A 25,374-nucleotide genomic window follows, 5' to 3' on the forward strand; every position below is an offset into this window, starting at 1 on the left:
ATAAACTTTTTCTCATATAAAATACGTTTTATGTTTTTGATCAATTAATATTTCTTCTATCTTTTAAAATGCGATTAATTTTGTTTTCTTCTGTTCTATTCATAATTATTTCCTTCGGCTGTGATCCCAAAGTGAAGGAGTATGAACCTGAAGATGATTTTGAATTAAGTGCACCTTCATATTTTGGAAGTTTCAACGAACGAATACCTGCAGATAATCCCACCACTACCAAAGGCTTTGAACTTGGGAGAATGCTTTTTTATGAAAAGAAATTATCTGGGGATAATAGTATGTCATGCGCGAGTTGCCATGAACAAAGCAAAGCTTTTACAGATGGTAAACCATTTAGCTCTGGCATAGACGGGCAAAATGGCGAGGTGAGCAGCATGTCATTGGTAAATTTACTTTGGGCAGAAAAATTTACATGGAATGGAAAGATGCAAAGTGTGGAAGAGCAATCTACTGAGCCAATCAGGAACCCTATTGAAATGCATGAAAATTTTGATAATGCCATTCAAAAACTAGAGGATGCAGGTTATAATGCATTATTTCAAGAAGCTTTTGAAACGGATGAAATCACAGAAGAGTTAATTGGGAAAGCCTTGGCTCAATTTCAGAGAGCATTGATTTCCTCCAATTCAAAATACGATCAATATTTAAGAGGGGAATATGAACCAACGCAGTCAGAGAGAAGGGGAGAGCAATTATTTTTTACGCATCCTATTCCTGGACAGCTTAGAGGAGGGAATTGTGGAGATTGTCATTTAGGGCCGTTAACTTCTGGGGCTATTGATGAGTTTCAAGGTTTTCATAATAATGGGCTGGACAATGACGAAAACATGGATGAAGGCCTTATGTCAGTAACAGGAAATCCCTCAGATAAAGGAAGGTTTAAAACTCCAAGCTTACGAAATATCGCATTAACAGCACCTTATATGCATGATGGAAGGTTTGAAACGCTTGAAGAGGTGATTGAGCATTATGATAATGGTATCCATCAAAGCAGTACGCTCGATATTTTAATTATAGAAGGGAGTAATGAAAATCAGGAGTCAGGAGAAAGACCTCAATTATTCCTTACAGACCAAGAAAAAGAAGATATACTGGCATTTCTACATATGTTAACTGATGAAGAATTTATAAATAACCCACAATTCTCTAACCCATTTGAAAATGAAAACAATTAAATACCTATTATTACTGTCCCCACTCTTGTTTTCTGCTTGTAAAGAAGATGTAGAAGAAATCACCACTTTAGAATTGGAATTTATTCATAAGGCTGGAAATGAGGATTTTGAATATGGAAAGACTTATACAAATAAAGCTGGGAATGAATTTTCACTTCGACTTTGGAGGACTTATTTTAGTGAAATCAGATTGATAAAATCTGATGAAGAAGTTTATGCAATTCCTGAAAGTTATCATTTAATTGAACCTACTAATGCAAATAAATTTAGTTTAAACCTAGATCAGGTACCATCTGGGGATTATAAGGCCATTCGTTTTTATTTAGGTGTTGTAGGTGACGAAAATTTGTCAGGGGAAATAGTAGGCGATTTAGACCCTTCCAACAATATGGCATGGAACTGGACTACAGGTTATAAGTTTGTCAGAATGGATGGTGAATTTCAAGATAAAGAAGAAAATAGAAGAGGTGTAGTAGTTCATATAGGAACAGAAGTGAATTTAAAGGCACAAGTTTTTCAATTTGATCAAAGTATAAATTTTGCAGGAGAAAATAATAAATTGGTATTTGAATTAGATTTATTAGAAGCATTTCAAAACCCAAATACCATAGATTTTGAAGTTTTAAGTGACTTCCAGTTCAATAACGAAGCTGATTTAATTGGAGAGAATTATGAAGATGGCTTTGTGAATTTGATTGAATAAGCTTAACTTAGTTAATAACTATATCTCAAAATATAGTATAATTTATTGTCGATAGTATTTAAATATTGAAATAAGGATTATGATTAATTTTAGAAAATTATTATTATTTCTTCCGATTTTATTTTTGGCATTTTCTTGTCAAGATGATGTTGAAGATGTTGTGAATGATGATGACGATAATCAAGATGATAATGACATTAATATTGTAGAAATGACGGTAGATAACTCAGGGTCATCAGCATATTTCGTCAGTGCAATTAATGGCGATGAAGATGCCACAACTTTGAATGAAGATAATAGCACTTGGGATTTGACTGTTGGCACACGCTATGAGCTAACAATTACAAATGCAAGTGTTCATCCATTTGCATTGCGGGACAGCGAAAACAACATTTTATTAAGCATGAATAGTGTAGACGGAAGCTTTGAAGGAGACTCAGAAGTTGACTTTCAATCAAGTGGTTCTAGCTTCAGTTTTACTTTAACTCAAACCTTAGCGGATGAACTCAATAATTATGTTTGTACAATACATTCTGGAATGACAGGAAGTATTACAATTAATTAAAAAAATTAAGTCTCCAATACTAAGTTTAATAGAATTGGAGACTTTTTTATTATGCCATCTTCAATAGTTAACCCAAAGCAATTTCACCCCAATCTGCATGCATTTCATCAAAACGTTTCATCACTTTTTTGATAAAATCTTCGGAAATTAGGCTTTTCAATTCCTCCACATCTGCCACCTCATATTCATCAATCTTAAAAGTTTGTTCATACAAGCCTAATTCAAATTTTACCAGGTATTTCTCATTCCATTGAAATAAACTGATTTTACAAAAATCATTCGGAAGCTCACCTATTACTTTCATTTTCTACAATTTAAATTTTTGTAAAGATAAGTTTTCAAAATTGAACAACATCAAGTGCTCTCCAGAATAACTTCCTAAAACTAATTGGATTACCGTATTCGCCATAGAGACGCCCAAAATACCTGGTACAGTTCCCAAAACACCATTGGCATCACAACTTGGCACATCTTCAGGATTGGGAGCTTCGGGATAGAGATCTCTCAGGTTTTTGCCTCCTTTATAATTAAAAACAGCCAATTGCGCTTCGAATTTCAAAATAGATCCATAAACAAGTGGTTTATTAAGCTTTACACAACTATCATTCACCAGATAGCGTGTCAAGAAATTATCAGAACCATCCACAATAATATCAAATTGAGAAATGATTTCTTCAACGTTTTCCTCCTTGATCATTTCATTAAAAACCTGATAAGAAATTTCTGGATTAAGTGCTTTTAATTTTTCCGCAGCAGTCTCCGCTTTTGCTTTGCCAATATCTTCTGTAGTAAATAGAATCTGTCGTTGCAGATTATGCAGTTCTACTTTGTCAAAATCGACTATTCCAATATGCCCCACACCAGCAGCTGCTAAATATTGCAGGGCAGGACAACCTAAACCTCCTGCCCCGATCATAAGCACTTTCGCTTCTTTCAGTTTTTTCTGTCCCTTAAAACCTACTTCAGCTAGCATTAGCTGTCGGCTGTAGCGCCCTATTTCTGTTTTAGAAATCTCTGCCATTATTGAAATGTTTTGTCCCAATCTTTCCAGACAGGCTCATAACTATTATTGCTAATAAGTTCAGCAATCTGTTTTGCGGTGCGTTCATCCGATATTTCAAACTGCTCCAATGATCCTTCTTCCACGCTATAGCCTCCAGGATTGGTTTTGGACCCAGCACTCATGCTTGTTATGCCCAATTTGAAAATATTATTGCGGAAGCTTTCCGATTCGCGCGTACTAATGGATAGTTCCACTTCTTCATTCAGCAGGCGATAAGCACAGATTAATTGTACTAACTCTTTGTCTGTAATACTTTGTTCTTCCGGTACCACGCCTTCTGCAGGGCGTATTCTTGGGAATGAAAGAGAGTATTTAGTTTGCCAATAAGTTTGCTCCAAATACTGAAGATGCATGGCGCAAAAGAACGAATCTGTACGCCAATCTTCCAAACCCAACAGCACTCCCAATCCAATTTTATGCATGCCTGCTCTGCCAATCCTGTCCGGGGTTTCCAATCGGTAATCAAAATTTGATTTTTTACCTTTGGGATGGTAGTCCTTATATTTTGCTCTATGATAAGTTTCTTGATAGACCAAGACTGCATTCAAGCCTGCCTGTTGCAATTTCTGGTATTCATCCTCATCTAAAGGCTGCACCTCAATGGAGATGTTAGAAAAATGAGGTTTTATGACCTCCATTGCTTTAATAAAATAATCAACATGGACAGTATGATTAGCCTCTCCTGTGACTAACAGGATATGGTCAAATCCTTGTTTCTTAATTTCGGTTACCTCCTCTAAAATTTCAGCCTTTGTCAAGGTTTTACGCTTGATCTTATTATTAAAGCTAAAACCACAATAAGTACAGATATTATGGCACTCATTACTTAAGTACATGGGAACAAAAAGCTGCACCGTCTTTCCGAACCGCTTTTGTGTAATCTGACGGCTTATTTGCGCCATTTCTTCTAAATAAGGTACTGCTGCAGGTGAAATCAAGGCTTTAAAATCCTCTAATGTCCTGTGCTTAGTGGTAAGCGCTTTTTCAACATCTGCTGAAGTTTTGTGGTAAATGGAATCTTTCGTTTCATCCCAATTTTGGGCATCAAAAATATTCTTAAAGCTCATAAGATGTATTGATAATTATATGGATTCTAAAATTAAATTACACAGAGGCTGATCATTTGATTTTTATTTTCAAATAGCTTCAATGGCTCTCGAGTAATTACCTAACAGGCTCTGTTTAATCTAAAAATGCTGTTAACGGGCTACTTGCTTTGGCTGTCTTGTTTTCTCTTCCAAGCTTAGCTTCAAAAGCCATTCTTCCTGCTTCCACTGCCAGTTTAAAAGCCTTTGCCATCTCTACAGGGTTTTCTGAAACTGCTATGGCGGTATTGACCAAGACTGCATCAGCTCCCATTTCCATAGCCTTTGCCGCATCGGAAGGAGCCCCAATTCCGGCATCGATGACTACAGGTACCTTACTTTGCTCAATAATAATTTCCAGAAAATCACTAGTTCTTAAGCCTTTGTTGCTGCCGATTGGTGATCCCAGTGGCATAACTGCATCAGTGCCAGCATCTTCCAGTCTTTTGCACAAAACCGGGTCAGCATGAATATAAGGCATCACGATAAATCCCAATTTTGCTAGTTCTTCCGTAGCTTTTAAGGTTTCAATAGGATCAGGCATCAGATGCTTTGGATCGGGATGGATTTCAAGTTTTACCCAATTGGTTTCCATAGCCTCCCTTGCCAGCTGAGCCGCAAATACTGCCTCTTTTGCGTTGCGAGCACCTGAGGTGTTAGGCAATAAATTGATTTGCGGATGGTGTAGATGTTCAAGTAAATTATCAGTTTGCGTTTCAAAATCAATGCGTTTAAGCGCAACAGTTACTAATTCAGAACCTGAAGCCAATACGGCATCCTCCATAATTTTTGGGGTTCCAAACTTCCCTGTCCCTAAAAATAGGCGAGATTGAAATTCTTTTTCAGCTATGATTAATTTGTCCATTGAGTATTTGATTAAAGTTTTCCAATAATTCTTTTTTGTTGGGGTGCATGGTGATTTCACCTGATATGGCTATTCCGGCAACTCCTGTTTCCATAATTTCCTTTACATCACTATATGTAATTCCTCCGATGGCATAAACTGGTATTTGAATTGACTGTGAAGCCAGTTCCTGCATAATTTTATTAATACCCTCAACACCTAAGATCGGGCTTAATTTTTTCTTAGTAGATGTAAATCGAAATGGACCTAAACCGATATAATCACACTCTTCTTTGACTCTCATTAGCACATCTTCTAATGAATTGGAAGTGCCCCCAATGATTTTATCATTACCCAGAATATGTCTTGCCTGCTTAATGGGCATATCCTGAAGTCCTAAATGTACTCCGCAAGCATCTACCTTATGTACTATGTCCACCTGATCGTTTATAATTAGCTTTGCATTATAACTATCGCATATTTTTTTAACTTCAGTAGCCACCTCTTCAAAATCCTTTTTATTGGCATTTTTAAAGCGTAATTGCACCCATTCACAGCCTGCATCCAATGATTTGTGAATGTTGGTGATTTGCTCCTGTGCTGTTTCGCCTTGTGAGATATATTGCAGTTTATTTGCCATTGTGAGTTCCTAATAATGTAGTGTTGCTGGATAAAAATAGTTCTGTGTATTTTTTTGCTTGAAGACATGAGTTCAATAAGTTTTCTCCTTTTGCCAATTGGGCAGTTATTGCTGATGACAAAACACAACCTGATCCATGTTTGGGACTTGCATCAATTCCATAAGGTTTTAATTGTTCTATTTTGTCGTCCATAAACAAATAATCTGTTCCCGGCTCTTTTTTACTGTGCCCACCTTTTAGTAATACTGGGCAATAGTTTGTCAATTCTTTTGCAGCTTCCATCTCATTGTCTATTCTAGTTAAAAGCTTTATTTCATCTGTATTAGGTGTTATTAGAGAGAAGTTTTTTAGAAGTTTGATGATTCTGTGGTGGTCAATATTTTTATGAAATTCAAAGCCTGCGCTTGCCTTCAGAATAGGATCCCATATAAAAAGGCAATCGGAAGTCGAGGCTTTTAGGTAAGCCAAAATAGCCTCTAAAACTTCAAAATTTTCCACCAAGCCAATCTTGACTACCGAAAATTTAAATCTTCTGTTGAGCACCTCGTACTGTTGGAGAATTTCATCTACAGCTATCCACTGTACTCGGTCAAATTCTCTGTCATTTTGAAAGGTCAGGGCACTTATTATTCCCATTCCTTGCATTTTATTGGCTTCAAAAGTTTTGACATCAGCTAGTACTCCCGCACCTCCGCTTGGATCGAAGCCTGCTATGCTCAATACATGATTTTTCACTTCATCCATTTCTCTTTAATTACTTTGTATTTCCTGATCGGATTCTCACTGTGCCAAACCGCTCCTAGTAATGCTATTCCAGAGAAACCTGCTTCTTTTATCTTTTCAATTTTATCCTCATCAATTCCGCCTAAAGCAATGATTTTCTCTTTCCTTCCTTTTAAAAAATTCCTTAATTCTTTTAAATCAAAAGAGCTTTTATATCCCCGTTTGGAAATGCTATCAAAAATTGGAGAAAGCATGGCATACTCATAATCCACTGAACATTTCTCAAGCTCTTGCAAACTATGGAATTTCAAATGATCCGAATGCATACTCACTTTTTGCCGATATTTCTCAGGAATTTGTGCCCAATAGGCTTCAATTTCTTTGCTTGAAAAGCCTGGCTTATAGAGATGGAAGAATTCCAGTCCCGCATCAAATAATTGATGCAGGGTTTGAAATTCTCCCTCTATTGGAGTAGGATGAGAAATGACCACAATCATCTTACAGATATAGCTGTTTCCCTTTTTCTTTAAACTCCTCGGATTTCTCCTTCATTCCTTTTTCCAAGGCTTCTTTTTCCGACAATTCTTTTTTAGCGGCAAAATCCCGTACTTCCTGTGTAATCTTCATTGAACAGAAATTTGGACCACACATAGAGCAAAAATGTGCTACTTTGGCACCATCTGCTGGCAAGGTTTCATCATGAAATTCCCTTGCTGTATCCGGATCGAGGGCTAGATTAAACTGATCTTCCCAACGGAATTCAAATCGGGCTTTGCTTAATGCATTATCTCTATACTGCGCCCCGGGATGTCCTTTGGCTAAATCGGCAGCATGAGCCGCTATTTTATAAGTAATCACGCCATCTTTCACATCTTTTTTATTAGGCAATCCTAAATGCTCTTTTGGCGTAACATAGCAAAGCATAGCAGTTCCATACCATCCGATCATGGCAGCTCCAATTGCGGAAGTAATATGATCATAGCCAGGAGCAATGTCAGTGGTTAATGGGCCTAAGGTATAAAATGGAGCTTCGTTGCAATACTCTAATTGCTTCTCCATATTGTCTTTAATCATATGCATTGGTACATGTCCCGGCCCTTCATTCATTACCTGCACATCATGTTTCCAGGCAATTTTATTGAGTTCGCCTTGAGTTTTCAGTTCGGCATATTGTGCTTCGTCATTGGCATCTGCAATACTTCCTGGTCGCAGGCCATCGCCTAAAGAGAAAGCAACATCATAAGCTTTCATGATCTCGCAAATTTCTTCAAAATGAGTATAAAGGAAATTCTCTTTATGATGAGCTAAGCACCATTTAGCCATAATAGAACCTCCACGAGAAACAATACCGGTCACTCGCTTGGCAGTTAAGGGTACATAGCGCAATAAAGCTGCAGCATGAATAGTGAAATAATCCACACCTTGTTCAGCCTGCTCTATTAAAGTATCACGGAATAATTCCCAGGTTAAATCTTCTGCTTTACCGTTTACTTTTTCCAATGCCTGATAAATAGGAACTGTTCCTACCGGTACAGGACAGTTGCGAATGATCCATTCCCTGGTTTCATGGATGTTTTTTCCGGTTGACAAATCCATCAGGGTATCTCCGCCCCAACGGCAACTCCAAACGGCTTTCTCCACTTCCTCTTCAATACTGGAGGTGACTGCACTATTGCCAATATTGGTATTGATTTTCACCAGGAAATTTCTACCAATAATCATTGGTTCGCTTTCAGGATGGTTGATATTTGATGGAATAATTGCTCGTCCTGCTGCAACTTCATCTCTAACAAATTCGGGGGTAATGAAACTCTTTGGTGTATTGGCTCCAAAACTTTCACCAGGATGTTGCTCGGTCAAGTAGCTTTGTTTCCCTGCATGCTGCTCTTTCATCAAATCAATCCTCTGATTTTCACGAATAGCAATGTATTCCATTTCTGGAGTGATAATTCCTTTTTTTGCATAATGAAGTTGAGTGACATTCGCTCCTTTTTTGGCTTTTAAAGGCTTTTTAAGGTGCTCAAAACGTAAATGGTCTAATTTTTCATCCGCTAATCTTTCGCTAAAGTATTCAGAAGAAAAATTCTCAAGTTGTTCAACATCACCTCTTTTTAGAATCCATTCCTCTCTTATTCGGGGCAAACCTTTTTTAAGGTCTATTTCAAAATTAGGATCTGTGTAGGGGCCGCTTGTGTCATAAATTACCGCAGATGGATTCTCCTCAATTTTACCATTGGATAATTTTGTAGGGGAGAGCATAATCTCTCGCATGGCAACATTAATATCATGGAGCTCTCCTTTTACATAAATTTTGCGTGAACCGGGCAGCGGCGCCCGACTGATCCCATTTTCCTGTGGTGCATGTTCCTTTTTCATAGTAATTTGTTTTTTTGATTCTTAGTTAATTATCCACCTTGGGTGGCTCTAATGATTAGGACATCATCATGGGAATGTAGAAAATGCTCTTGCCAATTTGCTTTGGGAATTACAGTTTGATTGACAGCAATGGCAATGCCTTTTTGCTTTTGAGGCATAAATTCATCCATTAATTGCTGCAGTGAGCATTTTTCCTGTAAAATCTGAGTCTGATTGTTAAGCTTGATTTCCATTCCTGAGTCCTTTTTGTGATTAAACTTCAGGAATGCACGCATTACACCCATGTGTATAACATGAGTGTAATAACTCTTTTCCCTACGGCAGCATTAACTGCATCAGGTTTTGAGGGTATAATCTCAGCCCAAGCGGGCACCCCTAAAGTTTGATTCAAATGTAAGTAAAATATAAAGGGAATGTCAAACTACATACGATAAATCTTTTTCAAGTAGTTTATTTTTTGTGCCGGTAAAAAATATTTACTGCTATAGAAAGGATAAAAATTTATAGTTTTGGATGTCTAAGTCCAGAAAATTATGCCTGAGTTAAAAGAAAGATTTTATGATTTTTTAATAGAAGAAGATGAGCCTCGGGCATGCAAAGCCATTCCTGAGGAGGCTTGCACTAATGTTCCCAAGAATTTCACACTTAATATTTCCAATGGAACTTTGACTAAACTGGCAGAGAAAATCATCAGTCCGAATTTGACCCTAGCCTGGATAATGGATTTCTTCGGAGCTTCTTCAACTATGATTGGTGCATTGGTTCCGGTTAAAGATGCAGGTTCTTTATTGCCTCAGCTGGCAGTTTCGGGTAAAATTCGCTCTTTCTCCATTAGGAAAAATTTCTGGGCAATCAGCGCTTTGGTTCAAGGATTATGCTGGTTGGCTGCCGCAGGTCATATTTTCTTTGGGGATGAAAAAACATTTCCAATTGCAATGCTAGTGCTTTTAGCTGTTTTTAGTGTAGCAAGTGGCGTAGCTTCTGTTGCCTATAAAGATGTGATAGGCAAAACCATTCCGAAAAATACCAGAGGTCAGATGTTGAGCTATCGTTCTACTTTTGGCGGAATATTAAGTTTGATTGCGGGGGTCGTTTTAGTCATTTTTATACAAGAGGAAGCTGATAAATCCATTTACGGATTTATGTTTTTGTTTGCTGCTGTCCTCTGGTTTATAGCGGCTATTCTGTTTTTCCTAATTCAAGAAGAAAAAGGAGCTACAGATGGAGGTAGAAATCCTTTACAAGAAGTGAAAGCTGGGATAAAACTGATAAAAGAAGAAACGAATTTTAGAAATTTTCTTTTTACCAGGGCATTGTTAATGGCAGTTCCACTCTTACAACCTTTCTATGTTTTAGTAGCCAAGGATATCGGCAATCCTAACTGGAGTTTGCTAGGATATTTGATCATAGTAAATGGATTAGCTAATGTATTGAGCAGTCCATTTTGGGGTAAAATAGCAGATCAGTCGGCTACTCGTTTGATGCGAATTTCTTCTTTTATTGCAATAGGAGGAGGGGTTTTTGCTTTATTGTTTTATTATGCTTCTGATTGGAATTTAGGATTCTTTGCTTTTTTGCCTGTCTTTTTTATCAACGGTATTGCCTATAGTGGGGCAAGGTTAAGTCGAAAAACCTATTTGGTTGATTATGCTCCAGATGATGAGCGACCAACTTATGTTTCGGTGGCAAATACTTTCATAGGTTTGTTTACTTTAGTGGCAGCTGGTTTTGGTGTAGTAGCTGAGCTCTTTGGTTTACCTGCACAGATTATCTTTTTTATGAGCTTGTTGGTATTGGCAATTGTATTGAGCTTTAGGTTGAAGAAGGTTTGAGGATTTAGAATATCTGTTGAGAAAGGTCGCTCCTACGGAGCTTAGGTTGCCTTTTACTTTTTTAGTTACCATAAGGTCATGCCTACGGCATTTTTAATAAATGGCAAATGGACTGCTTTTTTATGTTAAATCTCCCATGGTCGTGTGGAACACCGACTATTTCTTCTTTATTTTAACATTTCTGATTTTCTGTGTCCTTTGTGGTTAAAGTCAAACAGCTTTAGGCTGTCCTTTTGTTTTCTTTTGAATCTATTGTGGTCAAAAAATTGACATTTCTGTATGGGTAGTAAACAATTCAAGTGCATGCATGCCTTTTGCAGAATTACCTTTTTCATTGAGCTTTGGACTCCATACCGCTATGCTGAATTCGCCAGGCAAGACAGCCGCAATGCCCCCGCCCACACCACTTTTACCGGGCAAGCCAACTCGAAATGCAAACTCACCTGATTCATCATAAAAACCACAAGTCAGCATTAGTGCATTAATCCTTTTGATTTGATTGGGTTCTAAGAATAAAGTACCATCCGGAGCGCACTTTCCATGCTGAGCAAATAACTGAAAAGACCAGGCCAATTCAACACAGCTCATATCTATAGAACAGGTGTAAAAATAGAAATCCAGTACATCTTCCGGCTTGTTGTGAATGTTTTTAAAGCTCTTGATGAAATTAGCCATGGCTACATTTCTATAACCCATACTTTTTTCAGATGTAAATACTTCTTCATTATACTGAATTTTATCTGTCCCTTGCAAATCATGCATAAACTGCAAGTAATCATCTTTTGGATTCTCCAATTCTGATAGTAAAATATCGCATATTACAATAGCACCGGAGTTAATGAATGGATTTCTGGGAATCCCCTCTTCATGCTCCAATTGCACAAGTGAATTAAATGGATCACCAGATGGCTCTACATCCACTCGATCCCAAACTTTATCGCCTATGCATTGAATAGCCATGCTTAAGGTAAAGACTTTCGAAATACTCTGAATGGAAAAACGCTCATCATAATCCCCGGCATTGTAGGTTTCGCCATTTGCAAATTGCAATGATACTCCGAATTTATATGGATCAATTTTCGCCAATTCAGGAATGTAGGTAGCCACTTTCCCCGGTGTGTCTACTGAATTTACTGTGTGTAAAATATCATCAAGTATTCTGTTATAGTCTTCCAAATTAATGTTTTTGTTTTCTCCTTCTTACGGCAGGAATGTTTATGAGATGCAGAAAAGGAAATTTAATGAATTTCTTTCTCTCAGCTGTCCAATTTATGGAGATATTAAAGAGATATTGTATCTAAAGCTTGTTAAGTGATTTTTTAAATTCATTTCATCTATTATTAAACCTCTTTTTGGCGTTTTACCATAACTGGGACTAAAGCTAGTTTTAATCCTTAATTCAAAAATGAACCACTCTCTTGGTTATTCTTTTTAAAAGCAGAAGGAGAGACCCCTTCCTCTTTCTTAAAGGCACTTGTAAAATGCGAGAGGTTTTCAAAACCAGAATTATAACAAGCCTCTGAAATACTACAATTGGGTTTTTTCAACCATTTTTTAGCCAATTTTATTCTTTCCGAAAGCACATATTGCCCTGGTGTAAAACCAAATGCTTCTTTGAATTTCTTAAAGAAAGTCGCCCTGCTCATACAAGCAGCATTGGCCAAGCGGTCAAAATCTATTTTTTCATTAATTTTATTTTGAATAATATGAATAGCATAAGCTAAAGGATGATGAGAAGCCAACGTTTTAGGGGAGGAGGTAAAAACATGTCTGGCCTGCGTTTGCATTAATCGGATTATCATTTCCTTCATCGCCAAATCCACATATAAATCCTTGGTGGTGCTATCCTCAGTTCTGGAGATTTTAATGATTCTATCTACCGTATTGATCAACTCCTGATTATTGATAATATGATGGATACTAGGATCAATTTTCCATTGCTCTTGCTCCATCACTTTCGGGTGCTTTTCATTCAGCATCTCTAAAGTAAAATCTATCAATTGTTGAGAAATTGCTAGTGCAATACATTGAGTAGGCTGTCCTTTTTTGGCTTCCGGAAAATCTATTTCCATCACTTCATTTGGACCAACTATTACAGATTCACCTGGTAAATAGTCAAATGCTTCTTTATTTTCTAGATGCATCACCTTTTTACCTCTTAACATAGAAGTGAAAACAAAGTCATTAAAAACCAATTTTACATCTTTTGCCTGTTGATGCGTTTCGAAAACATTTAATTCGCAGCTGTCATAGGTATAGGCAGTTCGGTTCTCTACTAAAGTGAAAAGCGAATTCTCATTTCCTAATGGTACTTGGTATGGTCGGATGGCATTGTTCATAGCTATTTGTTTTCCTGCTTTCTAATTACAGATTTGTTAGGTTTCTAAAACCTGACAGAACTACTCGCATAAAGCGAAGAAAGCAGTCTTACAATTTAGTAATTTTTATGATATTCTAAAAATCAGATGGAAAGCAAAATGTTTAATACGCTTAACAAAATAATTAAGAATTATAAGTAGGAAATTACACTATATTAAAAATTAAAAAATTACTATGGAAACTTTAGAAAAAACTCACAAAACAGTAGATCGTCCTACTTTTAAGGCGCAATACGACCACTTTATTGGTGGAGAATGGGTAAAGCCCGCAAAAGGAGAATATTTTGATAATATCAGTCCTGTGGATGGAAAAGCCTTTACCAAAGCAGCCAGAGGAACAAAGGAGGATGTAGATAGAGCAATTGATGCAGCACATAAAGCATTTCAAACCTGGTCGAAAACATCTGCGGCAGCTCGTGCCAATGTACTTTTGAAGATTGCCGATATTATTGAGGAAAACCTTGAAATGCTGGCAAGAGTAGAAACCATTGACAATGGTAAAGCTTTAAGAGAATGTAGAGCAGCAGATTTACCACTTTGCGTGGATCACTTCCGTTATTTTGCAGGAGCTATCAGAGCAGATGAAAGTAGTATTTCAGAGCATGATGAGCATACTGTTAGTATTAATTTACAAGAGCCTTTAGGCGTTGTGGGGCAAATTATTCCTTGGAACTTCCCTCTTTTAATGGCCACATGGAAAATAGCTCCAGCATTAGCAGCAGGTTGCTGTACTGTAGTTAAACCAGCGGAACAAACGCCAACTTCTCTTATGGTCTTAATGGAATTGATTCAGGATGTAGTACCAGCTGGTGTACTGAATGTAGTAACTGGTTTTGGTCCAGAAGCGGGTAAGCCATTAGCTCAATCCGACAGAATTTCAAAAGTAGCATTCACTGGAGAGACAACTACCGGTCGTTTAATTATGCAATATGCTTCTGAAAACTTAATTCCTGTTACCATGGAATTAGGTGGTAAATCTCCTAACATTTTCATGAAATCTGTAATGGATAAGGATGATGAATTCTTGGATAAATGTATTGAAGGAGCTGTAATGTTTGCCTTAAACCAAGGAGAGGTTTGTACTTGTCCTTCCAGAATATTGGTTCACGAGGATATAGCAGATGAATTTATGAAAAGAGTGGTGGAAAGAACAAAAGCTATCAAAATGGGACATCCTTTAGCGGAAGATACCATGATGGGTGCACAAGCTTCTAACGATCAATTCGAAAAGATTCTATCTTATCTGGATATTGGAAAACAAGAAGGAGCAGAGGTGCTTTGCGGTGGCGTAAAAGCAAATTTAAATTCGGGTTTGGAAAATGGCTATTACATTGAGCCTACAATTTTCAAAGGTCACAATAAAATGAGAGTATTCCAGGAAGAAATTTTCGGCCCTGTTACCTCTGTTTGTACTTTCAAAACCACAGAAGAAGCTATTGAAATAGCCAATGATACCATGTACGGATTAGGTGCTGGATTATGGAGTAGAGATGCTCACGAATTATATCAGGTACCGAGGGCTGTGAAAGCCGGACGTGTTTGGGTGAATAACTATCATGCTTATCCTGCACATGCTCCATTTGGTGGCTATAAGAAATCAGGTTTCGGTAGAGAGAATCATAAAATGATGTTAGATCACTACAGACAAACCAAAAACATGTTGATTTCTTATGATAAGAATAAATTAGGTTTCTTTTAGTAGATTGTTTTAAGTAGTAAGTTATAGGTTGTAAGTAGGATAAATCTTATTTACAACCTGTAACTTTTTTTTACTTAAAACTTAGAACCTAAAACTTAAAACTGTTAAAAATGGAACGAGTAACAATAAGCGATCGGGCAATAGAAGTAATAGATGAATTAAGAGATAGATTTGGTGATTTGATGTTTCATCAAAGTGGAGGCTGCTGCGATGGTTCTTCCCCCATGTGTTTCGAAAAAGGTGATTTCAAAGTAGGAGGTGGAGATGTCTGGATGGGCCAAGTGTATGGCTGCGACTTCTTCATGAGTAAGGATCAATTCGAATATTGGAAGCATACCCACCTCACCTTAGATGTAACTGAAGGAAGAGGCTCAAGCTTTTCTCTGGAGATTCCTATGGGAATTCGTTTTATCATCCGCTCTCGCATTTTCACTATGGAAGAAATGGAGAATTTAGAGCCTACTATGACGGGAGAGGAATATTTAGAAGCGGATTCAGCAAACTGAATTAGTAACATTTCCATTTTATATCGGTTGTATTAAGTAAAACCAATTAAGAAATGGATAAAAAAAATGACATACCTTCTGTCAAAAATGAAGAGCAATATGAAGCTTTAATAGATAAAGGAATGAGCAAAGAAAAAGCTGCTCGCATTGCCAATACGCCAGACTCAGGCAAAAAAGGAGGACAAGCACCTCCCTTTGAAGAATGGACAGTTGAAGAATTACAAGAACAAGCTCAAAAAGTAGGTGTTGAAGGGCGTTCTAAAATGAATAAAGAGGAGTTGATTGATGCACTTCGGAATTATTGACAGTTTACAATAGATAAGAGTCACAGATTGTATATTTATGTTGATGATGGTTCTTGTCTGACCTTCGGTACTGACTTAATTCCTACTATAAGCTGCATCTTTCTTCGACTATATTTTATCAATTGCTAAATTACAGGTACTGACCAAATTTCCCCCTAAGGACTAAAAAGCTACTCCGTCAAATTAAAATCACCCACATAAAAATTACGATCGACTAAGATGTCAACATTTTCAGGCAAGTTTTCTAAGGTTTTAAAGGCTTTTGAATTCGGTTTAAGCCATTCAGCTTCACCATTTATAAATATCCGAATTGGCATATCAAATCCATCAACTGTATTTTCCCATTTGTAGAGTAACTGGTTACCCAAAACTCTGTAAGTGAAGGTAGGGATTTGAGTAGTGCGAAGATATTGGTCAAATATCTTATCCAAAGGTTTCCCATAAGCTTCTGAGATATAATTTTCAATTTCTTGGGTAGTTACAGTCTGATGATAGAATTTTTTGTTCAATCCCCTTAAAGTTTGTCTCCATTTTTCATCATTATCGAATAATTGCCTAATGAGATGCAGCATATTTCCAGCTTTATAATACATATCGCTTGAACCTTCATGAGAAACCCCATATTCACCTATTATAGGTCTGTCATTTTGAATGGAAGAACGAACACCCTGCACATAAGCATTGGCTGCCATAGAATCATAATGATAATCTAAAAATAGGTTTTCAGAATAGTGGGTAAACCCTTCGTGGATCCACATATCTGCCACATCCTGATTAGTGATGTTATTGGCAAACCACTCATGGCCAGATTCATGTATGATGATAAAATCAAATTTTAAACCCCACCCAGTTTGGCTTAAATCTCTGCCTCTGTAGCCATTTTTAAATTCATTTCCGTAAGTAACTGAGCTTTGATGCTCCATTCCCAAATAAGGAGCTTCTACTAATTTGTAACTATCTTCATAAAAAGGGTAGGGGCCAAACCAATATTCGAAAGCTTCCAACATTCGAGGCACTTCTTGAAATTGCTTTTTAGCTTTTTCCAAATTATAGCTCAAAACCCAGTAACTGCAATCCAATAGACCTTTCTCACCTTTATATTTTTCAGTAAAATTTACATAATCGCCAATATTCAAATTCACTCCATAATTATTGATAGGATTGCTCACAAACCAATGATAAGTTCGGCTGTTTTCATGCTCCTCTACTTCTTTTAACCTTCCATTGGATACATCCACTAAAGGTTTTGGTACATTTACACTAATAAACATGCTATCAGGTTCGTCAGCGGGGTGTTCTTTGCATGGCCACCACACACTGGCGCCAATTCCTTGATTGGCTGTAGCGATAAAATGCTGGTCATTTTCATCTTTCTTCCAAGTAAAACCTCCATCCCAAGGAGCATTTTTTGCTACCCTCGGATTACCAGAATAGTAGATGGTTAATTCATTGAGAGAACCTTCTTTTTGTTTTTCTTGTAACTTAATAAAATGAGCATTAAATTCTGTGGAGAATTCAAGTTGCTCTCCATTTTGAATAATACTATCAATTTGCATAGGTTTTTTCAAATCGATTTGCATGATTTGATAGGGTTCTAAAACTTCGTATTGTACTACATTACTTCCAGAAATATATTTTTCATCAGGATTTACCTTAGTCTGAAGGTGGTAATATTTCAAATCCCACCAAGTTCTTTCTTTTGTAAGCCCACCGTTCAAGCTATCGGCTCTGCTGAATTCTTTTTGGGCGAATAGCTCATTAGTTCCTAGCGTTAGAAATACTATAAATAGCAATTTGGATCCTATTTGGGGCATGTTAAATGAAAATTTATGCGAATTAAAGATTTCTGAAAGGTAATACATTCTAATATTTAAAACAATAGCGTCCTAAATAAAGAGAGGGGTTTAAGTTTTATCCCAAAATATTAATTTTGGGTTGACACAAAAACCACAAAACCCCTCATGAGCAATATTACACTTTTTGCACAGATTATTAAAAAAATTGACCGTTCAAAATTCAATAATTTAGCTAGGGGAAAACAGACCGATAAAGCCAATAAAGGATTTAACAGTTGGACACATCTAGTCTCTATGTTGTTCTGTCATTTTGCCAAGGCTACTTCGGTCAGAGATATATCCAACGGCATGCGTTCGGCAACAGGTAACCTGAATCATCTAGGTGTTGAACAAGCCCCTTCAAAGTCAAGTATAAGTTATCAAAACAAGCGTAGAGATGCTAGTTTGTTCAAAGACCTCTATTACAGTTTGCTTAATTCTTTAGGACAGCAGATAGGTGTAAAGCGAACAAAGCTCAAAATAAAAGTCCCGGTTTACCTGTTGGACTCCACTGTAATCAGTCTATGTCTGTCAGTATTTGACTGGGCTACTTTCCGCACCAAAAAGGGGGCTGTAAAAATGCACACATTACTGGATTATGACGGTAAACTGCCTGTTTATGTCAATATTACCGAGGGTAGCGTGGGCGATAACAAAGGGGCTTATGATATCCCTCTGGAGAAAGGCTCAGTGATCGTGGCTGACAGATATTATAATGATTTCCCCATGCTCAACATTTGGGACAGCAAAGGGGTAAACTTCGTGATCAGGCACAAGGGGAACCTTAAATTTGAAATGGTGAAGGAAAGAGAACTGCCCAACAACACAGCACAGCATATCTTAAAGGATGAAGAAATAATCCTCACCGGTTACCAATCAAAGAAAAAATACCCTGATAAGCTTAGAAGAGTGGCAGTATGGGACGATGAAAATCAGCAAACCATTGAGATCATCACCAATAATTTTAAATGGGCGGCTCAAACCATAGGTGACCTCTACAAGTCAAGATGGGAAATAGAGGTGTTTTTCAGGGATATTAAACAGTTGCTACATATCAAAACTTTCATTGGTACTTCTGAAAATGCTGTTATGATACAGATATGGACTGCCCTTATTACCATACTTCTACTTAAAGTAATGAAGCACCAAGCGAAATACAACTGGTACCTTTCTAATTTGGTGGCATTTATCAGGCTTAACGTGTTTGTTAAAATAAAACTTCAAAAATGGCTGGACAAACCCTTTGAGGATCCGCCCAAAGTACAAAATCAAGGCGTACAGGGGGACCTTTTTCCTGATTATGGATAAAGCTGGACTAAACAGCAGTAGAAGTAGGCTTTTATCGCAATTTTAAATTATTTAGGACAGCATTGTATTTAAAATAAACATTATACCTAAAACTAGGTATTTCGATGAATTTTTTTCATTATTCTATTGAAATTATCATCTTGCATAGGTATGGTAAAACTATTTTGGAAGTATATATTTTTCTTAAGTCTCATCCTCAGTTCAATAGCAGGATATTCTCAAAACTCATGGGATGAGTCATTTACGGCTTTACAAAAAGCAGAGAAAGAAAATAAATTAGAGCTTGCCGAATCTTTACTTGATAAAACTCTTGAACAAGCAGAAAATACTTATGGAAAAAAGCATCAAGCTTATGTACTTACTTTACATTTAGGGGTTAAGTTATCTTTTAAAACTGAAGATTTTGATGAGGGTTTAGGGTTGGCTAAAGAGGAATTGGAGTTGATGAATGAGGTGACTTTTGATCAGCAGACCCAATTCTATATTCAATTATTAAATTACTTGTCTCAGCTTTATTTGCAAACTGAAAATATTCCTGAGGCCTTGAAGTTTTCCAAAGACTACATGGAGGTTCTTCAAAAGGAAGATAAAAACTCTTTAAATCATGCCTTGGCCATATATGATTACGCTTCATTATTGTATCAAAATCAGGAAGAAGATGCTTTAAAATATTTTCAAGAAGCATTATCAATTTTAAATCAATTTGTGGCCCAAGCAGGATCTCAGTATTTGAATTCTCTTTATTATGTTGCTACGCTTTTGCAAGAATCGGATGAATTGGATAAAGCAGCAACATATTATGATAAAGTAATCGGTATTACCCAAGATAATAATCTTCAGAATAGTGAATTATGGAAAATATCAGCTTATCAAAGAGCTCTAATCTATCAAGAAAATAGCCAAAATGACCAAGCAATTTCATTTTATGAAATATTAAAATCACAATTGGAAGATGATGAGCAAACTGACAGAGAATTATATGTAAGTGCCAAGAATAATCTTGGGGTTTTATACCAGAAAACAGGTCAATCTCAAAAAGGTGAATCCTTATTGGCATTAAGTGGTGATGATGTGCAAAGTCAACTTAACAGTGCAGCAATAGCCTTTAATAAGGGGGATTATACCTCCGCTTTAGCTTTATATTCCACAGCTAATGATTCACTTCAGATTAAAACTCAGTCTGACAGTTTGCAATCCTCTAAAATTCTTGCTCAAAAGGCATTGGTTTATAAATCGATGGGTCAATTGGATTCAGCTTTGCAGTTATTATTAACAGTGGAAAATGAAATATTGCAAAACATTGAGGGGAAGAAAGAGGAAAAGGCCATAACATTTAAAAATACTGGAGATATATTTTTGGAGTTGGCTAATTTTGATTCTGCTGAAATGTATTTGAACAAATCCTTGGATCAATTTAAAGGGGAGAATAAGTTTAAGACAGAGATTGAGATTCAAACTCGCAATAGCTTGGGAGTTTTGGAACAAAACCGAACCAATATAGAAAAAGCGGCTTCCTATTTTACTGAAAACCTTAAGTTGATAGAGGAAGCATTAGGGAAGCAAACAGTTGAATATGCAAATACTTTAAATAATCTAGGTTCTTTGAGATTGGAGGATGGTGATTATGATTTGGCAGAATCCTATTTTAAAGATGCAGCCTTTATTTTTAATTCTATATTTGATAAAGATCATGAAAATAATGCTAGAACATATGAAAATTTAGGAGCAGTCGCACAAAGTAGATCGCAATACAGAAAAGCAGATTCTCTATATCAATTGGCGGAGAAAACTTATATCAATAGTTTAGGAGAATCACATCCAGCCTTATTAAATGTAAATTCAAAATTAGCATTGGTTAAGTTAGCGGAAGCGGAATACCCAAAAGCTGAGCGCTATTTTCGAAAGACATTGGAGCTTTCAAGAACAATTTTTGGAAATCAAAGTGTAGCATATGCAGACGCACTTTCGGGAATGGGATTGTATTATCAAAGTACAGGGAACCTAAAAGAAGCTAAAAGTAATTTAGAAAAGGCCATAAATATCTACACTGAAAAATTAGGTAAACTTCATCCTTCTTATGTGACTTCCATTGAAAATTTATCCTCCATATATCAAAGCGAAGGAAATGTTGAAAAAGCTTTACCATTGTTAAATGAAGCTTTGGAAATGGATTCTATTATTTATGGAGTTCGTCATCCGAAATATGCTACTACTTTACACAATCTTGCTTCATTATACCTTTCAAATGGAGATTTTGAAAAGGCTGAGGACTATTATGAGAAATCCTTGGTAATAGATGAAGCAGTATATGGTGTGGGGAATCCTGTATTTGCTAGTACTCAATATAATTTAGCTGTTCTTTATCAAAAGCAAGAACAACATGAAAAAGCAGATTCATTATTTTCTAAAGTCACAAAGCTGAGAAAAGAGGTGTTAGGAGAAAACCATCCAGATTATATTTTTACACTCTATGGTTGGGGGATTTTAAAGCAAGTAGAAAACGAAATCGATTCTGCCTATGCTTTACTTAATTCATCCGTTAATAGTTATTTGTTTTTATTTAAGGAGTATTTTCCCTCCATGAGTGAAAGCGAGAAATCTGCTTTTTACCATAAAGTAAACCCTGTATTTGAAGGTTATAAAGACTTTGCAATTGAAAATTATCAAAGTATACCTAAGCTGAAGGAAGATTTATTCGATTTACAATTAACAACCAAAGCCATGTTATTAAATGCATCAGCTAAGATGCGCAATCAGATTCTCAATAGTGATGATGAGGGTTTAATTTCATTGTTTAATGCCTGGCTGGATGAAAAGGAAAAAGCAATTCAATATTATTCTTATACTAAAGAAGAGCTTAAAGCTAAAAATATTAATTTAAATGAATTAGAAGCTTCAATCAATAGTAGGGAAAAGGAGCTAAGTTTAAAATCAAGTTTATTTAATGAGGGTTTTGGTACAGACAGTATAAATTGGAGAAAATTGAAAGAGAGCTTAGCGCCAAATACGGGAGTTGTGGAGTTGGTTAGGGTTAAAAAGAGTTTGAAAAATGATTCTATAATTTATGCTGGTCTTATTTTAACTGCAGAGATGGATGAGCCTGAAATAGCAGTTTTGCAGGAAGGAAGACGGATAGAACAACAATATTTTAATGCATATCAAAACTTGATAAAGTTCAAATTAATGGACAATATTTCTTATGAAAATCTATGGGAATGGGTGGATCAAAAAATACCTGAAGGTTTAGATAAACTTTATATTAGTCCTGATGGCATATATAATAAGATTAATATCAATACATTATTCAGTGAAAATTTAGAACAGTATTTATTAGAAAAAGAAAACATAAGAATAATCACCAGTGCAAGGGATTTAATAAAAAACGATACGAAATTATCTCCTAATGATTCTTCAAATCATCCTTCGATGACAGAGAAGAATTCACTTTCTAAAAATGAATATCCTTCATTAGTTTTAATAGGGTCGCCTGATTTTTCTTTGGGCAGGGCAGATGATGAATTGACGTTAACTGCTGAAAACATAGGCTTAATGAGAAGCTTTAGTGGTGGAATTCCAGCTTTGCCAGGAACAAAAGTGGAAATCAATGCTATAGATTCTATGACAACAGCCAATAACTGGAAAGTCAGTAAATACATGGAAGCTGAGGCTAATGAAATTTTAATAGACAGCATTACTGCACCAAATATTTTGCATATAGCATCCCATGGTTTTTTTAAGACCTATGATGCAGATAAGAAAATATCAGGAGTAGAAAATCAAGGGAAAGAGGAAAATCCTTTATTAAGATCTGGAATTTTACTTTCTGGTGCCTCAATAGGTTTAGCGGGTGGTTTGCCATATGAGAATAGCTTTGAAGACGGTTTATTGACAGCTTATGAAACTATGAATCTAAATCTGGATGGAACTGAGTTGGTAGTGCTTTCGGCATGTGAAACGGGCTTGGGAGATGTCAAAAATGGGGAAGGGGTATATGGTTTACAAAGAGCATTTTTAGTGGCTGGTGCGGATAATCTTATCATGAGTTTGTGGACAGTAAATGATTATACAACCCAGCTTTTGATGACTGAATTTTATAAACATTGGACTGAGGGAGATGATAAATTTACTGCTTTCAGGAAAGCACAAATGAAAATTAAAGAAGAGTTTCCACAGCCTTATTATTGGGCGGCATTTACTATTATTGGAGAATGAGAAAAACTATGAAGTATTTTAGTAGAATATTTTTACCCATCATTATTACTTTTTGGTGCTTCTTAGGATTCGGACAATCCCAAAAAGATTCTATTGAACAGGTGCTGGATTCTATTTATCCGAAACAAATAGTGAGTGAGATCAGTACGCCCAATTTCACCGAATATGCACCCAGTATTAGTGCAAATGGAAGAACATTGATTTATGAATCCAATAAGGATGGTTCCTGGAAATTATATTTAACTAAAGATGAGAATGGTAGTTGGGGTGATGAAATCTCCTTAGATAGCATTAATAATTATGGTGATTCAATTGATGTAATCAGTGAACCGAATTTTAGCTATGATGGAAATAGAATATACTTTCATGCTTCTTTTGATGGTGGTTACGGTGCTGAAGATATTTTTTACTCTGAAAGAATTGGCGATACTTGGTCGAAACCAAAAAATCTTGGCCCTGATGTGAATAGTAGAAGTTTTGACGGATTTCCAACTATTACCACTGACGGTAAAACGCTTTATTTTGCTAGGAATAGCAAGAACACACCCGAAGGAGTAACTGAGTTTTGTTACGAAATTTATGCCACTCAAAAAACAGATAGTGGATGGACAGAACCAACAGTTTTGCCTTACCCAGTTAATTTAGGATGTGAAAAGGCACCTAAAATTATGGCGGATAACAGAACATTGATTTTTGCCTCCCTTAGGGAAGGTGGTATTGGTGGATTTGACTTATATCAAACCCAACTTAATGCTGATGGGGACTGGGTCAGTCCAGTTCCTTTGGAATATGTAAACACCACGGACAATGACTTATTTTCATGTATATCAGCTTCAGGAGAGATTATGTATTTTTCAAAAAAGGATGACATTTATAGTGTTGAAATCCCCCAAGAATATAGACAATTTCAAAATGTTACTATTCAAGGCTTAATTAGAGATGCTGATAGTCAGGAGGGGCTTTCAGCTTCCTTAAGAATAACTGATGCCAATACTTCAGAATTAATTACAAGTTTCGAAAACAATCCCTCAGATGGTTATTATTCTATAGTCCTGTCTGCTGGTAGGACCTATAATTTGGAAGTTAGAAAAGATGAGTATAGTAGTGCTCTTTATTATTATGATCTCCGAGATATTGAAAGTTATCAGGAATATGAACAAAATATAGATTTATTTACAACCGCTCATTTGAATGTTAACATCTACGATATTGAATTATACGATCCGTTAAAAGCTACTATTACAGTAAAAAATGATATTGGCCGAACCATAGATGTGGTGGGATCTGATGGTGAAAACTGGAAAACAAAAGTAGACTTACCTATAGGAAATGCTTATACAATTGAAGTTGAAAGTGAGAATTTTAAATCTAAGAGTTTTTCAATTGATTTAAGGGGTCTGATTCTTTATAGAGAATATGAACAAGATATAGAGTTGATTCCAGAAAAGGTAGGAGTACCTATAAATGTGAATGATTTATTAAGTGGTGGTTCCGTTTCTTCCTCTCAATTAATCATAAGAAACAAAACTAGAAATGAGGAAATTGTAATTTCAGGAAATCAAACTATTAACCTGAGAGTAGGAGATCGTTATATGGTAGAAGCATCAAGTGATAGAGGGTATGCCTTTAACTCTACTGAAATTGGTATCTCCGATGATGGTAAATTACAAACAGTGGATGAAGAAACAGGCGAGATTAAAGAAGATAGCAAAGGAGTGGAATTGAAATTACAGCCACTTTCCAAAGATGCTAATTTAACCTTAAAGGATATTTATTTCGAATCTAATTCATCTGATTTATTTGAAAGTAGTTTTGTGGAATTGGATAGGGTTATCAAATTAATGAAATCCTATCCTAGTATGAAGATAGAAATAGCTGCTCACACTGATGATATTGGGGCGGCTGCTTATAATGTGCGTTTGTCTAAAGAAAGGGCAAATAGTGTAATCAACTATATAACCAGTGATAACATTGATGAAGATCGATTAATTTCACAAGGATATGGCGAATCTATGCCAGTGGTTCCTAATGATTCTGAAGAAAACAGAAGTAAGAATAGAAGGGTGGAATTGAAAATATTGGATATTAAATTGGCTCAAAACGATTAAGAAA

22 protein-coding genes and 1 riboswitch are annotated in these 25,374 nt (G+C 36.2%); of the genes, 10 read left to right on the forward strand and 12 right to left on the reverse strand.

What is annotated here, in order from left to right:
• The first annotated feature begins 68 nt into the window (after positions 1 to 68).
• From ABWH96_RS09305 to ABWH96_RS09315, 3 genes are all read left to right on the forward strand, one after another.
• On the forward strand, positions 69 to 1,187 hold the full coding sequence (locus ABWH96_RS09305; RefSeq protein WP_375581182.1) for a cytochrome c peroxidase: 1,119 nt from the start codon (positions 69 to 71) through the stop codon (positions 1,185 to 1,187).
• Positions 1,174 to 1,890: an MbnP family protein gene (locus tag ABWH96_RS09310; protein ID WP_375581183.1), complete on the forward strand. Its 717-nt coding sequence runs from the start codon at positions 1,174 to 1,176 to the stop codon at positions 1,888 to 1,890. The genes ABWH96_RS09305 and ABWH96_RS09310 overlap by 14 nt, the downstream gene beginning before the upstream one ends.
• A 79-nt stretch (positions 1,891 to 1,969) precedes the next feature.
• Positions 1,970 to 2,455 (forward strand): hypothetical protein, encoded by a 486-nt coding sequence (locus ABWH96_RS09315; RefSeq protein ID WP_375581184.1) that lies wholly within the window; start codon positions 1,970 to 1,972, stop codon positions 2,453 to 2,455.
• A 67-nt stretch (positions 2,456 to 2,522) separates the two neighbouring features.
• Here ABWH96_RS09315 and ABWH96_RS09320 read toward each other — a convergent pair whose 3' ends face one another.
• From ABWH96_RS09320 to thiS, 9 genes are all read right to left on the reverse strand, one after another.
• Positions 2,523 to 2,759 (reverse strand): hypothetical protein, encoded by a 237-nt coding sequence (locus ABWH96_RS09320; RefSeq protein WP_375581185.1) that lies wholly within the window; start codon positions 2,757 to 2,759, stop codon positions 2,523 to 2,525.
• Between the two features lie 3 nt (positions 2,760 to 2,762).
• A complete protein-coding gene (locus ABWH96_RS09325) occupies positions 2,763 to 3,476 on the reverse strand; it encodes a ThiF family adenylyltransferase (protein WP_375581186.1) in 714 nt (237 codons plus the stop codon).
• On the reverse strand, positions 3,476 to 4,585 hold the full coding sequence (gene thiH, locus ABWH96_RS09330) for a 2-iminoacetate synthase ThiH (RefSeq protein ID WP_375581187.1): 1,110 nt from the start codon (positions 4,583 to 4,585) through the stop codon (positions 3,476 to 3,478). The genes ABWH96_RS09325 and thiH overlap by 1 nt, the downstream gene beginning before the upstream one ends.
• Positions 4,586 to 4,700: 115 nt before the next feature.
• Entirely contained in the window at positions 4,701 to 5,468 is a 768-nt protein-coding gene (locus tag ABWH96_RS09335; RefSeq protein WP_375581188.1) for a thiazole synthase, read from the reverse strand.
• Positions 5,446 to 6,087, reverse strand: coding sequence for a thiamine phosphate synthase (locus ABWH96_RS09340; protein WP_375581189.1), 642 nt, complete (start codon positions 6,085 to 6,087; stop codon positions 5,446 to 5,448). Before ABWH96_RS09340 ends, ABWH96_RS09335 begins: the two co-directional genes overlap by 23 nt.
• Positions 6,077 to 6,832 (reverse strand): hydroxymethylpyrimidine/phosphomethylpyrimidine kinase, encoded by a 756-nt coding sequence (locus tag ABWH96_RS09345; protein ID WP_375581190.1) that lies wholly within the window; start codon positions 6,830 to 6,832, stop codon positions 6,077 to 6,079. Before ABWH96_RS09345 ends, ABWH96_RS09340 begins: the two co-directional genes overlap by 11 nt.
• The gene (locus tag ABWH96_RS09350) at positions 6,820 to 7,308 is read right to left on the reverse strand and encodes a thiamine phosphate synthase (protein WP_375581191.1); all 489 of its coding nucleotides are present in this window, start codon (positions 7,306 to 7,308) and stop codon (positions 6,820 to 6,822) included. Before ABWH96_RS09350 ends, ABWH96_RS09345 begins: the two co-directional genes overlap by 13 nt.
• A gap of 1 nt (position 7,309) precedes the next feature.
• A complete protein-coding gene (gene thiC, locus ABWH96_RS09355; RefSeq protein WP_375581192.1) occupies positions 7,310 to 9,187 on the reverse strand; it encodes a phosphomethylpyrimidine synthase ThiC in 1,878 nt (625 codons plus the stop codon).
• 29 nt (positions 9,188 to 9,216) lie between these two features.
• Positions 9,217 to 9,420, reverse strand: a complete 204-nt coding sequence (gene thiS / locus ABWH96_RS09360; RefSeq protein ID WP_375581193.1) for a sulfur carrier protein ThiS — start codon at positions 9,418 to 9,420, stop codon at positions 9,217 to 9,219.
• 62 nt (positions 9,421 to 9,482) lie between these two features.
• Positions 9,483 to 9,574, reverse strand: a riboswitch (TPP riboswitch).
• 146 nt (positions 9,575 to 9,720) lie between these two features.
• Here thiS and ABWH96_RS09365 point away from each other — a divergent pair.
• A complete protein-coding gene (locus ABWH96_RS09365) occupies positions 9,721 to 11,019 on the forward strand; it encodes an MFS transporter (protein ID WP_375581194.1) in 1,299 nt (432 codons plus the stop codon).
• Between the two features lie 258 nt (positions 11,020 to 11,277).
• On the opposite strand, the gene ABWH96_RS09370 is transcribed toward ABWH96_RS09365, so the two are convergent.
• Together ABWH96_RS09370 and ABWH96_RS09375 are read right to left on the reverse strand one after the other, a co-directional pair.
• Complete coding sequence (locus ABWH96_RS09370) at positions 11,278 to 12,195, reverse strand: glutaminase (protein ID WP_375581195.1); 918 nt, start codon at positions 12,193 to 12,195, stop codon at positions 11,278 to 11,280.
• A 218-nt stretch (positions 12,196 to 12,413) separates the two neighbouring features.
• Positions 12,414 to 13,358 carry an AraC family transcriptional regulator gene (locus ABWH96_RS09375; protein ID WP_375581196.1) on the reverse strand — a complete coding sequence of 315 codons (945 nt, stop codon included), beginning with the start codon at positions 13,356 to 13,358 and terminating at the stop codon, positions 12,414 to 12,416.
• Positions 13,359 to 13,572: 214 nt separating this feature from the next.
• Here ABWH96_RS09375 and ABWH96_RS09380 point away from each other — a divergent pair, with 214 nt between their 5' ends.
• The 3 genes from ABWH96_RS09380 (at position 13,573) to ABWH96_RS09390 (ending at position 15,907) form a co-directional block, all read left to right on the forward strand.
• Positions 13,573 to 15,096: an aldehyde dehydrogenase family protein gene (locus ABWH96_RS09380; RefSeq protein ID WP_375581197.1), complete on the forward strand. Its 1,524-nt coding sequence runs from the start codon at positions 13,573 to 13,575 to the stop codon at positions 15,094 to 15,096.
• A 110-nt stretch (positions 15,097 to 15,206) separates the two neighbouring features.
• Positions 15,207 to 15,602, forward strand: coding sequence for a DUF779 domain-containing protein (locus ABWH96_RS09385; protein WP_375581198.1), 396 nt, complete (start codon positions 15,207 to 15,209; stop codon positions 15,600 to 15,602).
• 53 nt (positions 15,603 to 15,655) lie between these two features.
• Positions 15,656 to 15,907 carry a Rho termination factor N-terminal domain-containing protein gene (locus tag ABWH96_RS09390; protein ID WP_375581199.1) on the forward strand — a complete coding sequence of 84 codons (252 nt, stop codon included), beginning with the start codon at positions 15,656 to 15,658 and terminating at the stop codon, positions 15,905 to 15,907.
• A 170-nt stretch (positions 15,908 to 16,077) separates the two neighbouring features.
• On the opposite strand, the gene ABWH96_RS09395 is transcribed toward ABWH96_RS09390, so the two are convergent.
• The gene (locus tag ABWH96_RS09395) at positions 16,078 to 17,721 is read right to left on the reverse strand and encodes a M1 family metallopeptidase (protein WP_375581200.1); all 1,644 of its coding nucleotides are present in this window, start codon (positions 17,719 to 17,721) and stop codon (positions 16,078 to 16,080) included.
• A gap of 147 nt (positions 17,722 to 17,868) precedes the next feature.
• Between ABWH96_RS09395 and ABWH96_RS09400 the strand changes: the two genes are divergently transcribed.
• The 3 genes from ABWH96_RS09400 to ABWH96_RS09410 all read left to right on the forward strand — a co-directional run bounded on the left by ABWH96_RS09400 (position 17,869) and on the right by ABWH96_RS09410 (position 25,370).
• On the forward strand, positions 17,869 to 19,050 hold the full coding sequence (locus ABWH96_RS09400) for an IS4 family transposase (RefSeq protein ID WP_375578832.1): 1,182 nt from the start codon (positions 17,869 to 17,871) through the stop codon (positions 19,048 to 19,050).
• 150 nt (positions 19,051 to 19,200) lie between these two features.
• A complete protein-coding gene (locus ABWH96_RS09405; RefSeq protein WP_375581201.1) occupies positions 19,201 to 23,262 on the forward strand; it encodes a tetratricopeptide repeat protein in 4,062 nt (1,353 codons plus the stop codon).
• 8 nt (positions 23,263 to 23,270) lie between these two features.
• A complete protein-coding gene (locus ABWH96_RS09410) occupies positions 23,271 to 25,370 on the forward strand; it encodes an OmpA family protein (RefSeq protein ID WP_375581202.1) in 2,100 nt (699 codons plus the stop codon).
• The last annotated feature ends 4 nt before the right edge of the window (positions 25,371 to 25,374 follow it).

Origin of the sequence: Marivirga tractuosa (assembly GCF_042140215.1) — a bacterium.
GTDB lineage: Bacteria > Bacteroidota > Bacteroidia > Cytophagales > Cyclobacteriaceae > Marivirga > Marivirga tractuosa_A.